The sequence below is a fragment of the Streptomyces sp. KM273126 genome (assembly GCF_004337435.2).
In the GTDB taxonomy this organism is placed as follows: Bacteria; Actinomycetota; Actinomycetes; order Streptomycetales; family Streptomycetaceae; genus Streptomyces; species Streptomyces acidicola.
Window position 1 is genome coordinate 6038489 of sequence record NZ_SJXB02000001.1, and the last position, 13265, is coordinate 6051753.

12 protein-coding genes and 2 pseudogenes are annotated in these 13265 nt (G+C 71.5%); 10 read left to right on the plus strand and 4 right to left on the minus strand.

Going from position 1 to position 13265, the window contains the following annotated elements; genetic code table 11:
* Positions 1 to 14: 14 nt before the first annotated feature.
* The 8 genes from E0500_RS25775 (at position 15) to E0500_RS25810 (ending at position 9104) form a co-directional block, all read left to right on the plus strand.
* On the plus strand, positions 15 to 530 hold the full coding sequence (locus E0500_RS25775; RefSeq protein WP_131560346.1) for a MarR family winged helix-turn-helix transcriptional regulator: 516 nt from the start codon (positions 15 to 17) through the stop codon (positions 528 to 530).
* A gap of 298 nt (positions 531 to 828) precedes the next feature.
* The gene (locus tag E0500_RS25780; protein WP_131560348.1) at positions 829 to 1551 is read left to right on the plus strand and encodes a response regulator transcription factor; all 723 of its coding nucleotides are present in this window, start codon (positions 829 to 831) and stop codon (positions 1549 to 1551) included.
* Positions 1552 to 1919: 368 nt separating this feature from the next.
* A complete protein-coding gene (locus tag E0500_RS25785) occupies positions 1920 to 3161 on the plus strand; it encodes a cytochrome P450 (RefSeq protein WP_131560350.1) in 1242 nt (413 codons plus the stop codon).
* Between the two features lie 50 nt (positions 3162 to 3211).
* Positions 3212 to 3409 (plus strand): ferredoxin, encoded by a 198-nt coding sequence (locus E0500_RS25790; protein WP_131560352.1) that lies wholly within the window; start codon positions 3212 to 3214, stop codon positions 3407 to 3409.
* Positions 3406 to 4590 carry an FAD-dependent oxidoreductase gene (locus E0500_RS25795; RefSeq protein WP_131560354.1) on the plus strand — a complete coding sequence of 395 codons (1185 nt, stop codon included), beginning with the start codon at positions 3406 to 3408 and terminating at the stop codon, positions 4588 to 4590. The genes E0500_RS25790 and E0500_RS25795 overlap by 4 nt, the downstream gene beginning before the upstream one ends.
* Positions 4580 to 5446, plus strand: coding sequence for an SDR family oxidoreductase (locus E0500_RS25800; protein ID WP_258572931.1), 867 nt, complete (start codon positions 4580 to 4582; stop codon positions 5444 to 5446). Before E0500_RS25795 ends, E0500_RS25800 begins: the two co-directional genes overlap by 11 nt.
* Positions 5447 to 5556: 110 nt before the next feature.
* A complete protein-coding gene (locus tag E0500_RS25805; RefSeq protein WP_131560356.1) occupies positions 5557 to 7389 on the plus strand; it encodes an NAD(P)/FAD-dependent oxidoreductase in 1833 nt (610 codons plus the stop codon).
* 20 nt (positions 7390 to 7409) lie between these two features.
* Positions 7410 to 9104, plus strand: a complete 1695-nt coding sequence (locus tag E0500_RS25810; RefSeq protein WP_131560358.1) for a hypothetical protein — start codon at positions 7410 to 7412, stop codon at positions 9102 to 9104.
* Between the two features lie 176 nt (positions 9105 to 9280).
* Here E0500_RS25810 and E0500_RS25815 read toward each other — a convergent pair whose 3' ends face one another.
* Complete coding sequence (locus tag E0500_RS25815; RefSeq protein ID WP_131560409.1) at positions 9281 to 10135, minus strand: LysR family transcriptional regulator; 855 nt, start codon at positions 10133 to 10135, stop codon at positions 9281 to 9283.
* 186 nt (positions 10136 to 10321) lie between these two features.
* Here E0500_RS25815 and E0500_RS25820 point away from each other — a divergent pair, with 186 nt between their 5' ends.
* The gene (locus tag E0500_RS25820) at positions 10322 to 11125 is read left to right on the plus strand and encodes a DMT family transporter (protein WP_258573493.1); all 804 of its coding nucleotides are present in this window, start codon (positions 10322 to 10324) and stop codon (positions 11123 to 11125) included.
* A gap of 7 nt (positions 11126 to 11132) precedes the next feature.
* A pseudogene (locus E0500_RS44190) lies at positions 11133 to 11650 on the plus strand (VOC family protein); the annotation flags it as partial.
* Between the two features lie 31 nt (positions 11651 to 11681).
* On the opposite strand, the gene E0500_RS25830 reads toward E0500_RS44190, so the two are convergent.
* The 3 genes and pseudogenes from E0500_RS25830 to E0500_RS25840 all read right to left on the minus strand — a co-directional run bounded on the left by E0500_RS25830 (position 11682) and on the right by E0500_RS25840 (position 13250).
* On the minus strand, positions 11682 to 12623 hold the full coding sequence (locus tag E0500_RS25830; RefSeq protein ID WP_131560361.1) for an alpha/beta hydrolase fold domain-containing protein: 942 nt from the start codon (positions 12621 to 12623) through the stop codon (positions 11682 to 11684).
* A 119-nt stretch (positions 12624 to 12742) separates the two neighbouring features.
* A pseudogene (locus tag E0500_RS25835) lies at positions 12743 to 12841 on the minus strand (FAD:protein FMN transferase); the annotation flags it as partial.
* Between the two features lies 1 nt (position 12842).
* Entirely contained in the window at positions 12843 to 13250 is a 408-nt protein-coding gene (locus E0500_RS25840; RefSeq protein WP_131560363.1) for an FMN-binding protein, read from the minus strand.
* Positions 13251 to 13265: the final 15 nt, after the last annotated feature.

Here is a 13265-nt window from a genome sequence, read left to right on the forward strand (position 1 = left end):
GTAGGGTGAGGTCCATGCCCACACCACCGCTGGCAGATGCCCCCGTACCGGAAGTGGTCGAGATCGAGCGCGCCCTGACCCGCGCCGCCTATCTGACCAGCCGGGTCCGCCAGCACGAGCGCCTCATGGCCTCGGCCGGGGTGTCGCTGGACCGGGCCGCCGTGACGGTGCTGCGGCAGATCGCCGACTCCGAGCCGCTGCGGCCGGGGGAGTTGGCCGACCGGCTGGTGGTCGAGGCGTCCCATGTCACCCGGCAGGTGCAGCAGCTCCAGAAAGCCGGCTACGTCACGCGCGTCGCCGACCGCGACGACCGCCGTGCCCGGCGCATCGAGCTCACTCCGAGGGGGCGGTACGCCGTCGACCGCATACAGGAGGTGTGCAGGCGTGGCATGCAGATGTCGCTGGCCGACTGGTCGCCCGAAGAGCTCCGGGACCTCGCGGCCCTCGTCCACCGCCTGGTCGACGACTTCCTGGACCACGTCGAATCGACCGCGGGTGAAGCGCCGGCCCTGGGTACGCCTCGCGCCTGACGGCCGGGGTGCCGCACCATGTGAGCGGCTGACCGTTGCCCGTTGGCGTCCGGACGCGCGCGGTGCTGTGCCGCCGCTTCTGAGGGGCGGTGACGGCTGGTACGGCCGTCGTGGTCCGGGCTTTCGGGGTCAGGGTCCCCGCTCCGGCGCGGTGCGTGCCGCGTCCTCTCCGAGACCGCCGCCGCGTCCCTCGCTCTTCCGCCCTCTCGCGCCCCCATGGGGCCCTTCAGTGACGCCCGTGTGTGCCGGCCGCCGCCGTCCCGGTGTGTGGCACGAGCCCTGGATGAATGGTCTTTCCATGTACGGCAGCAGCAGTGAGAAACCCTCGGTCGCTCGTGGAGAGGGTCAGCACGTTCTGATCCTCGCCGACGATCCGGGTACGTCCGAACTGCTCTCGACGACGCTGGAACTGGCGGGCTATCGGCCCGGCACGACGACGACGGTCGGTGAGGTGGTGGCACAGCTCGCCGAGGAATCGGTCGACCTCGTGATCGTCGACACGACGTTGCCGGACCTGGAGGGGTTCGACGGAGGGCGCCGCCCCGTGGTCGCCCACCGCCCGCCGGTGCTCCTCCTGACCGCCTACGACGAACTGGGCAGGATCCTTCCGGAACTCGGGCTGGGGGAGCTGGACTACGTCACCAAACCCCTCCGGATCGCCGAAGTCCTGGCGCGCGTCCAGGTGTTACTGCGCGGCAGGGTGCTCTCACGGCGGGAGGGCGTGCTGGAGTACGGCGATCTGGTGCTGGACGACGTCACCTGTCAGGCACGGCGCGGACAGCGGGTGCTGGACCTCACGCCCGCGGAGTTCCGGCTGTTGCGCCATCTGCTGGGCAACGCCCACAAGGTGCTGTCGAAGGAGCAGATCGCCCGGTACGTCTGGGGCGAGTACCGCGGGGACAACGCGATCGAGCAGCTCGTCTCCCGGCTGCGGCGCAAGGTGAACCAGGACGGGCCGGCGCTGATCCACACTCGCCGTGGTTTCGGCTACTGGCTTGGCCGCCCGGGAGGCAAGGCGTGAAGTGAGCCTTGTGTGAAGTTAATCAAGAAGCAAACGCGTCAGTGCCGGGGTGGTCTGCGGTACGCCCTTCGGTGTCCTGGGGCGGGTGGCGGGGGTGGTCTCGTGGCGGTCCTTCGTACGGTCCTCGGTGCCTGCTCGGGTGTGCGGTGGTGCCGTATGAACTGCCCTGTCAGGATCGCTGGTTGGGTACTTCCGTCCCGTTCTGCTGGTGCGGCGGCGAGGCGGCCGGACGTGATCCGGGTCACGTCAGCTTTCTGTCAGGAAACGGTCCGGGGGGCGTCAGACAACTCTGTTTGCATGTGCTCATCGAGGCCTCGACTTCACCCGGCGCTCCGCTTGGAGCGGAGCCCCCACCACCGAGGAGAGACATGGCCGACACCCTGGCCGGCGCCACGCCCGACGCGGCCCCGGCGGTTCCCGAGTATCCGATGCCCCGGGACTTGCGCTGCCCGCTCGCCCCGCCCCCGGCCCTGGAACCCCTGCGGGACGAACAACCCATCGCCAAGGTCCGCATCTGGAACGGCAGTACGCCCTGGCTGATCACCCGTCACGCCGACCAGCGGGCCCTGCTCACCGACCCCCGCGTCAGCAACGACGACCACGAACCCGACTTCCCCCACGTCAACGCCCACCGGGCCGCGATCGCGCCGCACACGCCGAAGCTCATCACCAACACCGACGCCCCGGAACACACCCGGCTGCGCCGGTCGGTCAACGCCCCGTTCCTAGTCAAGCGGATCGAGGCCATGCGGCCCGCCATCCAGAAGACCGTCGACGACCTGATCGACACCATGCTCGCCGGGCCCAACCCCGCCGACCTGCTCACGGCGTTGGCGCTGCCCCTGCCCTCCCTGGTCATCGCCGACCTGCTCGGCGTGCCGTACAAGGACCACGGGTTCTTCCAGGAGAACAGCAACCGCGCCCTCGACAGCTCCCTCACCGCGGAGGAGGCGTCGGCCGCGAGCCGGGCGCTGGGCCAGTACATGGACACCCTGTTCCGGGAGAAGCTCCAGAACCCGGGCGACGACGTGCTGTCCGAGATGGCCGGCCGGGTCAAGGCCGGCGAGATGGCCCAGCAGGAGGCCGTCAACATGGGCGTCGCCATGCTGATCGCCGGTCACGAGACCACCGCCACGATGATCAGTCTCGGCACCCTCGCCCTGCTGCAGCACCCCGACCAGCTGGCGCTGCTGCGCGAGAGCGACGACCCGAAGTTCATCGCGGGCGCCGTGGAGGAACTGCTGCGCTACCTGTCCATCGTCCACTCGGGACTGCGCCGGGTCGCCAAGGAGGACATCGAGATCGGCGACCAGGTCATCCGCGAGGGCGACGGCATCCTCTTCGACCTGCACGCCGCCAACTGGGACCCCCAGGCGTTCCCCGAGAGCGAGCGACTGGACCTGAGCCGTCCCGCGCGTCAGCACAACGCGTTCGGCTACGGACCCCACCAGTGCCTCGGCCAGAACCTGGCCCGCCTGGAGCTCCAGGTCGTCTACGGCACGCTCTACAAGCGCGTTCCCACGCTGAGCCTGGCCGCTCCGATAGAACAACTGCCGTTCAACCACACGGGTACCACCTACGGCGTCAAGTGCCTTCCCGTCCGCTGGTGACGTACCCCCGGAACGAAACCAACCCCCCACAGACGACCGAGGAGCAGACCATGCGTGTGGAACTGGACGAGCCGAAATGCGTGGCGTCGGGGCAGTGCGTCATGGCATCCCCTGAGGTGTTCGACCAGCGGGACGACGACGGCGTCGCGATCCTGCTTCAGGAGAGGCCCGGCGAGGAACTCCTCGACGGTGTCCGGGAGGCCGTGGCCATCTGCCCGGCGGCGGCGATCCGGCTGGTGGAGGAGTGAGGCGCATCGTCGTCGTGGGCGCCTCGGCCGCCGGACTCGCGGCGGTCGAGACGCTGCGCCGCGAAGGCTACGACGGCACGCTCACCCTCGTCGGCGACGAACCGCACGCCCCGTACGACCGCCCGCCGCTGTCCAAGCAGCTCCTGGCCGGTGAGTGGAGCCCCGAGCGGCTGGCGCTGCGCCACTCGGCCGACCTCGACGCCCTCGATCTCGACCTGCGTCTCGGCGTCGCCGCGACCGGGCTGGACGTGCCGGGCCGAAGGTTGCGTCTGGCGGACGGTTCGACGGTGCCGTACGACGGTCTCGTGGTCGCCACCGGGGTGCGCCCGCGCCGGCTGCCCGGTGAAGGCGCCCATGTGCTGCGCACCCTCGACGACGCCGTCGCCCTGCGGGACCGGCTGGAGCCCGGAGCGCGGGTGGTCGTCGTCGGGGCCGGGTTCCTCGGGGCGGAGGCCGCCGCCGTGGCGTCGCGGCTCGGCGCCGAGGTGACCCTGCTGGAACCGGCGCCGGTGCCGCTCGCCCACGCGATCGGCGACGAGGTCGGGCAGGTGCTGTCGCGGGCCCATCTGGACCACGGGGTGAACCTGCGCACCGGAGTCACCGTGACCGCGGTGACCGAGGACGGGGTACGGCTCGCCGACGGTGAACTCGTCGACGCCGACGAGGTGCTGGTCGCCATCGGCTCGCTGCCCAACACCGAGTGGCTCGCCGACAGCGGCCTGTCCATCGGCGACGGGCTGAACTGCGACGAGTACTGCGAGGCCGCCCGGAACGTGTACGCCGCCGGTGACGTCGCCCGCTGGTACAACCCGCTGTTCGGGGTGCCCATGCGGATCGAGCACCGCACCAACGCCGCCGAACAGGGCATGGCCGCCGCCCGCAACCTCCTGCGGCCCGAGGCCCGTAAGCCGTTCGCGCCGGTGCCGTACTTCTGGTCCGACCAGTACGACATGAAGATCCAGGCGTACGGCTACCTGCGCGGCCACGACGAAGTAGCCGTCGTGGAAGGGGACTTGGAGGAGCGCCGGTTCGTGGCCGCCTACCGCACCGGCGACCGGCTCACCGGCACCCTCGCCGTCGGTATGCCGCCCAAGGCGATCCGGTCATGGCGCCAGGCCATCGCGACCGGCGCGACCTGGCGTGAGGCCGTACCCGCAGGAGACACCGGCGATGACCACTGACATCAAGGAGGCCGCCATGGCGGATCGTCCCACTGGCGAGCGCGGCGACGTGGTCGTGGTCACGGGCGCGGGAGGCATGGGCACGGCCATCGCACGACGCCTGGGGAGCGGACGGCCCCTGTTCCTCGCCGAGGCCTCGCGCGCACAGCTCGACCTGGCCGTGGCCGCGCTCACCTCCGAGGGCTACGCCGTGCACGGGGTACTGACCGACGTGTCCGACCGCGCGTCGGTCGAGAAGCTCGCGGAGGAGGTCGCCGGCGAGGGCCGCCTCTCCGCCGTCGTGCACACCGCGGGCGTCTCCCCGGCAACCGCGCCGGCGAGGACGATCCTTGAGGTCAACCTCCTCGGCACGGTCCATGTGATCGACGCGTTCGAGAAGGTGGCCACGCGCGGCACCTCGCTCGTGGTGATCTCCAGCATGGCGGGCCACTACGCCTCGCTGAGCCGGGAGGACGAGGCCGCGCTCGCCACGGCTCCGCCCGAGGACCTCCTCGGGCTCGACGCCGTCGCCGTCGTCGGAGACGACGCGGGCACCGCCTACATGGTGTCCAAGCGCGCCAACCACGTACGGGTGGAAGCGGCCGCGCTCGCCTGGAACCAGCGCGGGGCGACGGTCAACACCGTCAGCCCCGGAGTGATCTCCACCGCGATGTCGCAGGCCGAGGCCGAGTCGTCCAGCGGCGAACACATGCTCAGGATGCTCGACGACTGCGGCGCCGGCCGCACCGGCACACCCGGGGAGATCGCCGAGGCCGTCGCGTACCTCACCGGTCCGCAGGCGCGGTTCGTCACCGGCACCGATCTCCTCGTCGACGGCGGGCAGGCCGCCTGGGTACGCCGGCACATGCGGCGCTGAACCATCACGCCGACCGGACGCCGCGCCGGTGCCCTGGCCCGGCGTCCGGTCAGCCGTATTCCCGTGATCACTGATCAGCCGAGGACACAGGACACAGAGAAGAGGACAGCATGTCCACCCCCCGCACTCCGTCCGCCGACACCCCCCTCACCCCCGAGGAACTGGGCTTCGACCCGGATGCCCTGCGCGCGAAGTACCGCGCCGAGCGCGACCGCCGGATCCGCCCCGACGGCAACCGGCAGTACCAGCGCACCACCGGCGGCGAGTTCGTCTCCTACGCCGACGACCCGTACACCGAGTTCGCCGAGCGGGAGCCGCTGCACGACCGCGTCGAGGTGATCGTCATCGGGGGCGGCTTCGGCGGCCTCCTCGCCGGCGCGCGGCTGCGCCAGGCCGGAGTCGAGTCGATCCGGGTCATCGAACAGGCCGGGGACTTCGGCGGCACCTGGTACTGGAACCGGTATCCGGGCATCCACTGCGACATCGAGTCGTACGTCTACCTGCCGCTGCTCGAAGAAGTCGGCTACGTCCCGAAGTGGAAGTACGCGCCCGGCGAGGAGATCCGGCAGCACGCGAGGGCGATCGGCCGGCACTTCGGCCTCTACCGGGACGCCTGCTTCCAGACCCAGGTGACCGAACTGCGCTGGGACGACACCGAGTTGGAGTGGACCGTCACCACCGACCGCGGCGACGTGATGCGGGCGCGCCACGTGGTGATCTCCAGCGGCACGCTCAGCCAGCCGAAACTCCCCGGCATCCCCGGCATCGAGAACTTCAAGGGGCACACGTTCCACACCAGCCGCTGGGACTACGACTACACCGGCGGTGACTCGGGCGGCGGCCTGACGGGGCTCGCCGACAAGCGCGTCGCCCTCATCGGCACCGGCGCCACCGCCATCCAGGTCGTGCCGCACCTCGGGGCCGACGCGCAGCAGGTGTACGTGTTCCAGCGCACGCCGTCCTCGGTCGACGTACGCGGCCAGCGCCCCACGGACCCTCAGTGGGCGAAGTCGCTGGAGCCGGGCTGGCAGAAACGGCGGATGGAGAACTTCCTCAAGGTCGTCACCGGTGTCCGGGTGGACGAGGACCTGGTGGACGACTCGTGGACCAGCAGCGCCCGGCTGCAGGAGAAGCTGATCCCGACCAACGCGTACACGGACGTCCCGTCCGAGGAGCGGGAGCGGCTGTACGAGATCGCCGACTTCCAGAAGATGAACGAGATCCGCGACCGCGTGGACGCGATGGTCGAGGACCCTGGGACCGCCGAGCTCCTCAAGCCCTGGTACCGCTACATGTGCAAGCGGCCCACGTTCAGCGACACCTATCTGCAGACCTTCAACCGGCCGAACGTCACCCTGGTCGACACGACCGACAGCCACGGTGTCGAGGAGATCACCGAGAACGCCGTCGTGGTCGGCGGGGCGGAGTACGAGGTCGACTGCGTCATCTTCGCGACCGGCTTCGAGGTCGGGGTCTCCGGGATCCTGTCCGGGCGGCTGCCGGTGCACGGCCGGGGCGGCGTCAACCTGCTGCACTCCTGGATGAACGGCGGCCCGAAGACGCTGCACGGGTTCTTCAGCCACGGCTTCCCCAACCTGTTCCAGCTCGGCCCGCTGCAGAACGCCTCCGCCGTGAACTACGTGCACATCCTCGACGAGCAGGCCACGCACGTCGCCGAGGTCGTCGCCGAGGCGCGCAAGCGCCGGGTCCGCTACGTCGAGCCGACCGCCGAGGCCGAGGACGCCTGGGTGGCCACGATCCGTGAGAAGGCCGCCGACCTGCACAAGTTCCAGGCCGAGTGCACCCCCGGCTATTACAACAACGAGGGCATGCCGAGGGAGCGCAGCGAGTCGTTCGGTGACGGCCCGGTCGCCTTCCACGAACTGCTGCGGCGCTGGCGTGCCGAGGGCGGCATGCGCGATGTCCTGGTCGATGCCGAGTGAGGCGGCAGGGACACGAGACGATGACAGAGACAACGGCAGCGCACCCCAGCCGGTTCGACGAGACCGGCGGCAGCCGGCCGGTCAGCACCCATTGGGAGGCGATGCGGCTCAACCCGCCCAACCGGCTCTGGGGTTCCAACGGTGTCGCGTTCGGCCCCGACGGGCGGCTGTACGTCGCCCAGTTCCTCGCCGGACAGATCAGCGCCGTGGAGCCCGCCACCGGGGACGTCGAGGTGGTCGTACCGATGGACAGCCCGGTCCAGTCGCCGGACGACCTGGCCTTCGGGGCGGACGGTTCGATGTACATCTCCGACCTGGTGCCCGGCCGGGTGTGGCGGCGCAGCCCGCGCGGTGAGTACACGCTCGTCTCCGGCGAGGTGGCGAACCCGAACGGCATCACGTGCGTCGGCGACCGGCTCTTCGTCAACGAGATGAAGCCCGGCGGCCGGCTGCTGGAGCTGTTCCCGGACGGCGGCGACCCGGTGGTCCTCACCGAGGGACTGGCCCTCGGCAACGCGATGCAGCTCGGCCCGGACGGCCACCTGTACTACCCGCACATGATGAGCGGGCAGAACCCGTTGCTGACCGGCCAGGTCTGGCGGATACCTCCGGACGGCGGCGCACCCGAACTGGTCGCGGACGACGTGCACCAGCCGGTCGCGGTCCGCTTCGACCAGGGCGGTGTCCTGCATGTGCTGTCGCGCGGCGTGGAAGGCATCGTGACCCGCATCGACCTGCACGGCAGCGGGTCCCGCACCCTCGTCACCAGTGGTGTGGTGGGGCTGGACAACGCGGCGTTCGACGCGGAGAACCGGATGTTCGTCTCCAGCTACTCCAGCGGCGGCGTCACCGAGATGCACCCCGACGGCCGGATACGCGAGATCGTGCCCCGCGGGCTCGACGGCCCCTACGGGGTGACGATCGACCTCGGCGGCACGGTCTACGCGGCCGACCACTACCGGCTGGCGACCCCCGCGGTCACCCACGAGGGCGAGCCGGACGACGGCCCGGACGGCACCGGGCCGGGCGGTGTGACCACGCACAACCTGCTGCACTTCCACCACGGTCTCACCGCCGACGGCGAACTGCTGCACTTCACCTCGCAGTACGGCAACGTCCAGACCTACGACCCCGAGAGCGGGACCACACGGGAACGGGCGGCCGGGCTTCAGCGGCCCCTGGGCATCGCGGTGGCACCGGACGGTTCGCTCGTCGTCGCCGAGACGGACGCGGGCCGGGTCGTGGCCGTCGACGACAGCGACACCGTCACCGTGCTCGCCGAGGGGCTCGACCACCCCGTGGACGTGGCCTTCGACGGGGCGGGGCGCTGTTATGTGAGTGAGGACCGGCTCGGGGCGGTGCTGAGGATTGAGGAGGACGGCACGACCGCGGTCGTCGCCGACGGCCTCGGCGCACCGCAGGGCCTCGCGGTCCTGGGCGACGAACTGTTCACGGTGGAGACCGGGCACCGCAGCCTCCGGGCGATCTCCCTGACCACGGGGGAGAGCCGGACCGAGGCGGAGGACCTGCCGGTCGGACCGCCCCCGGGCGTCGTACCCCGCACCGAGCCCGCGCTGTTCGCCGACGGCATGCCCGGCGTGGCCGTCCGCTTCGCCGGCCTCGCCGCCACACCGGACGGAGCGCTGCTGCTCTCGGCCAACGGCGAGGGCACGGTGCTGCGGCTGACCAGGACCGAGACCGCGACGGCGACCTGAGCGCTCAGCCGCTACAGCCTGTCGTCAAATTCCCGTCGTCGCCCGAAGGGCGGCCCCGCGGCGTCTGGTGCGTGCTCTCGGCGTGCCGGGCGGAAGACCCCGTTGACGGACCGGACGTCAGGCGTCGCGGGGCAGACGACAGGCCCTGACACGGTGAGCAACCCGCGGGCCGGGGCTCACGCGGAGCGATAGAGGTCCGTGAGCAGTTCGATCGCGGACTGGGTGGCGGGATGCGGGTCGTCCCGCCACCAGCCGAGCAGCACGGGGATCGGCTCGGCGTCGCGCACCGGCCGGTAGACGACGCCGGGCCGGGGGTACTGGTGGGCGGTCGACTCCGCGGTGACCCCGAAGCAGCGGCCGGTGGAGATGACGGTGAGCCAGTCGTCGACGTCGTGCGACTCCTCGGTCGCCGGGCGCGCGTCGGGCGGCCACAGTTCCTCGGTGGTCGTGCCGGTCCTGCGGTCGACGAGCAGGGTGTGCCCGCCGAGATCGCCGAGCCGGACGGCGCGGCGGCGGGCCAGCGGGTCGTCGGCGGCCATCGCGCACAGCCGCCGCTCCAGCCCCACGATGACCGAGTCGAACCGGCGCCCGTCCAGCGGCCTGCGGACCACGGCGAGGTCGCAGGCCCCCTCCGCCAGCCCGGCCGTCGCGGAGTTGACGCGTACGAGCTGGAGGTCCGTCTCCGGGTGCGCGGCACGCCAGCGGCGCTGGAACGCCAGGGTGTGCCGGCCGACGGCCGACCACGCGTACCCGATCCGCAGCCGGGTGTGGCCCGACGTGGCCTCCCGCACCAGATCGTCCACCTCACCGAGCACCCGCCGGGCGTGCGCCAGCACGCGCAGTCCGGTCGCCGTCGGGTTCACCTCGCGGGAGGTCCGCCTCAGCAGCCGTACCCCGAGGGCCCGTTCGAGCGAGGCCAGGGTGCGGGAGACGGCGGCCTGGGAGACGCCGAGCGCGATGGCCGCGTCCGTGAAGGTGCCCTCCTCGACGATCGCGACGAGACAGCGCAGCTGTCGCAGGTCCACATCCATCACTTCAGCATCCATGACTCCAGCGTATGGATGGAGCGGTGGATGCATTTTGCGCAAGCGGTGAGGGTGGCCACGATTCGGGACATGCATGCAGAAGCGGCAGGCCCGGTGACTCCCACGCACACAACCGCCGGCGTGGCCCAGGAACCGGAACGCGACCGGCAGCGACTCGCCGGGGTGGCGACCATGGTCGCCAGCGGTCTGTCCAACCAGGTCGGCGCCGCGACGGGGGCCCTCGCCTTCCCCGTGCTCGGCCCGGTCGGCGTGGTCGCGGTACGCCAGTACGTCGCCGCCGTCGTCCTGGTGGCCGTCGGCCGCCCCCGGCTGCGCGCCTTCACCTGGTGGCAGTGGCGTCCGGTGCTGCTGCTGGCCCTGGTGTTCGGCACGATGAACCTGTCCCTGTACAGCGCCATCGACCGCGTCGGCCTGGGCCTGGCGGTGACCCTGGAGTTCCTGGGACCGCTCACCATCGCCCTCGCCGGGGCCCGGCGCCGACTGGACGCGTGCTGCGCGGTGGTCGCGGGCGCGGGAGCGGTCACCCTGATGAGGCCCCAGCCCTCGACCGACTACCTGGGGATGGGGCTCGGCCTGCTGGCCGCCGTCTGCTGGGCGTCGTACATCCTGCTCAACCGCACCGTCGGCCGGAGGATCCCCGGGGCGCAGGGACCGGCTGCCGCCGCCGGAGTCTCCGCGCTGATGTTCCTGCCGGTCGGCGCCGTCGTCGTGGTCCAGCACCCGCCCACGGCCGGGTCCGTCGTGTACGCCGTCGCCGCCGGTGTCCTCTCCTCCGCCGTGCCGTATCTCGCGGACCTGTTCACCCTGCGCCGCGTACCGGCCCGTGCCTTCGGTCTCTTCATGAGCGTCAACCCCGTCCTCGCGGCCGCCGTCGGCTGGGTGGTCCTCGGGCAGGGCCTGGGCGGCCCGGAGTGGGCGAGCATCGCGGCGATCGTCACCGCGAACGCGGTCAGCGTCCTGGCAGCGCGCTCCTGAACAGCTCACCCCGGACCCGGAGCGCAGTCTGGCCTTCTTCACCGACTACCTCGGCCTCACGGTCAACGGGCAGAACGGCGACTCGGTCCGTCTGCGGACCTGGGACGACTACGAGCACCACAGCCTGGTCCTCACCGCGCACGGGAGCTCCGGCATCCGCCGCACCGCGTTCCGGGCTTCCAGCGAGGAGGCGCTGCACCGCAGGGTCGAGGAACTGGAGTCCGCGGGCCACCAGGGCCACTGGACCGAGGACGAGCCCGGTCTCGGCCCGCTGTACGTCACCACCGACCGCTGTGCGCCCGCCCGACCGAGCAGATCGGGCTCGACACGGGCAGGATCGCCGCGAAGTGGCTGACGTTCAGCAACAAGTCGTACGACGTCGTCCACACCGAGGACTGGACCGGCTCACACGGCAGGCTGCACCACATCGCGTTCGCCACCGACACCCGAGAGGACATCCTGTGCGCCGCCGATCTCGCCCTGGACACCGGTGTGTTCATCGAGACGGGCCCGCACAAGCACGCGAGCACCACCAGAACGCCGGCTCGCCGCCGCCTCAGCCGTCCGCGTCGGTGGCCCGCCGCACGTGGTCCGCGATCAGGGCGTAGACCTGACGGGCGGCCTCGGCGTCCTTGAGGTCGTAGCCGTGGTCGGCCCTGGGGACGTCGTGGTGCGCGACCAGGGCCCCGGCCCGGTCGAGCCGCTCGGCGTAGCGCCCGCCCTCCGCGCGGAGGAGGTCGTACTCCGCCGTGATGACGAACGCCGGGGCGATACCCGTGAGGTCGACGGTGTCCGCGGCGCCCGCCGGGGAGACCAGGCGATCGGGACGCCGCCGTCGATCCGGCACGTACGCGCTGTCGAAGACGTCCGCCATCCACGGGCGCAGCATGGGCCTGGCGATGGCGGCGCGTTTGTCACGGGCGTCGGTGGCGAGGTCGAGCGGGGGATAGTGCAGCACCTGGAGCGCGATCGAGGGTCCGCCCTCCTCGAAGGCCTGACGGGCCACCGCTGCCGCGAGGCCGCCTCCGGCGCTCTGGCCGCCGACGGTGAGCCGGCTGCCGTCCCAGCCCTGCTCGGCGCCGTGCTCGGCGACCCAGCGGACGACCTCGTACGCCTGGCGGGGCGGGGCGGGGAACGGATGCTGCGGGGCGACGGCGTAGTCCACGTTGATCACGGCCACGCCCGCTTCCGCGGCGAGGCAGCGGCACAGTGCGTCGTCCATCTCGGCCCCCGGCATGACGTACCCGCCGCCGTGGAAGTTGACGTGGACGGGTGGGGGCGCGCCCTCGGGGGAGCCCGGCATGTGGACCACGGCCGGGGCCGGGGCGACGGAGGTCGGGATCGTCAGCTCGCGGGTGTGGCGTGGGAACTCGGGGAGGCGTTGGAGCCAGGAGGCCGTGGAGCCGGGCCCGTCGGCCCGCCGGCCGGCCAGCGAAAAGGCACGCTGCATCATCCTGGCGGCGAAGGAGGCCACCGCCGGCCGGGCCAGGAGGGACATACGACTCCTTTGAGCGGGCTGACTTCGCGGCCGCACGGCGTCGCCCGATCCGCACACCCGGCCTTCTTGCCATTGTCAATCATTCTGTTGTCCGATGATTGGCAGCGTCAAGAATTCGTGAGCCGGGCAAACACCGCGTCCACCGCCGCCTCGGGGACGTCCGCGTCGTCGACCCGCAGCGACACCGGGAATCCCATGACGTGTTCGACGTGCCGCACGTCAGGCGCCTTTCGCGTCGATCGCGGCCTGGAGCGACTCCTTGTAGCCGTCGCTGGTGACGGTGGCGCCCGAGACCGTGTCGATGTCGGCGCTCTGCGCTTCCAGGGTCTCCTCGATCAGCTTCGGCACCGCGCCCGTGGTCTGCGGGTGGTTCGGCTGCTTCAGCATGCGCACCGAACTGATCTCGTCACCCGCGAAGGTCACCTCGACCTGTACGGCGCCCTTCTCGGTGTCCACGGTGGAACCCGCGACCACCTGGGCCGAGGAGTCCGAGGTGTCGGTGGACGCGGAGGGTGTCGCGGCGGGGGCGGCGGACTCCGTGGTCGTCGTGCTGTCCGCGGGCGCGTAACGCCACACGGGGACGAGGCCCGCGATGGTCAGGGCCAGGACAGGCAGTGCTCGCTTCAGGGTGTTCTCCTCGTC

Excerpts from the sequence above, each read along its gene's own strand:
- E0500_RS25800 (WP_258572931.1), top strand. The coding sequence starts at position 4,580 with ATGACCACTGACATCAAGGAGGCCGCCATGGCGGATCGTCCCACTGGC.
- E0500_RS25805 (WP_131560356.1), top strand. The coding sequence starts at position 5,557 with ATGTCCACCCCCCGCACTCCGTCCGCCGACACCCCCCTCACCCCCGAG.
- E0500_RS25780 (WP_131560348.1), top strand. The coding sequence starts at position 829 with ATGTACGGCAGCAGCAGTGAGAAACCCTCGGTCGCTCGTGGAGAGGGT.
- E0500_RS25820 (WP_258573493.1), top strand. The coding sequence starts at position 10,322 with ATGGTCGCCAGCGGTCTGTCCAACCAGGTCGGCGCCGCGACGGGGGCC.
- E0500_RS25810 (WP_131560358.1), top strand. The coding sequence starts at position 7,410 with ATGACAGAGACAACGGCAGCGCACCCCAGCCGGTTCGACGAGACCGGC.
- E0500_RS25775 (WP_131560346.1), top strand. The coding sequence starts at position 15 with ATGCCCACACCACCGCTGGCAGATGCCCCCGTACCGGAAGTGGTCGAG.
- E0500_RS25785 (WP_131560350.1), top strand. The coding sequence starts at position 1,920 with ATGGCCGACACCCTGGCCGGCGCCACGCCCGACGCGGCCCCGGCGGTT.
- E0500_RS25790 (WP_131560352.1), top strand. The coding sequence starts at position 3,212 with ATGCGTGTGGAACTGGACGAGCCGAAATGCGTGGCGTCGGGGCAGTGC.
- E0500_RS25830 (WP_131560361.1), bottom strand. The coding sequence starts at position 12,623 with ATGTCCCTCCTGGCCCGGCCGGCGGTGGCCTCCTTCGCCGCCAGGATG.
- E0500_RS25815 (WP_131560409.1), bottom strand. The coding sequence starts at position 10,135 with ATGGATGTGGACCTGCGACAGCTGCGCTGTCTCGTCGCGATCGTCGAG.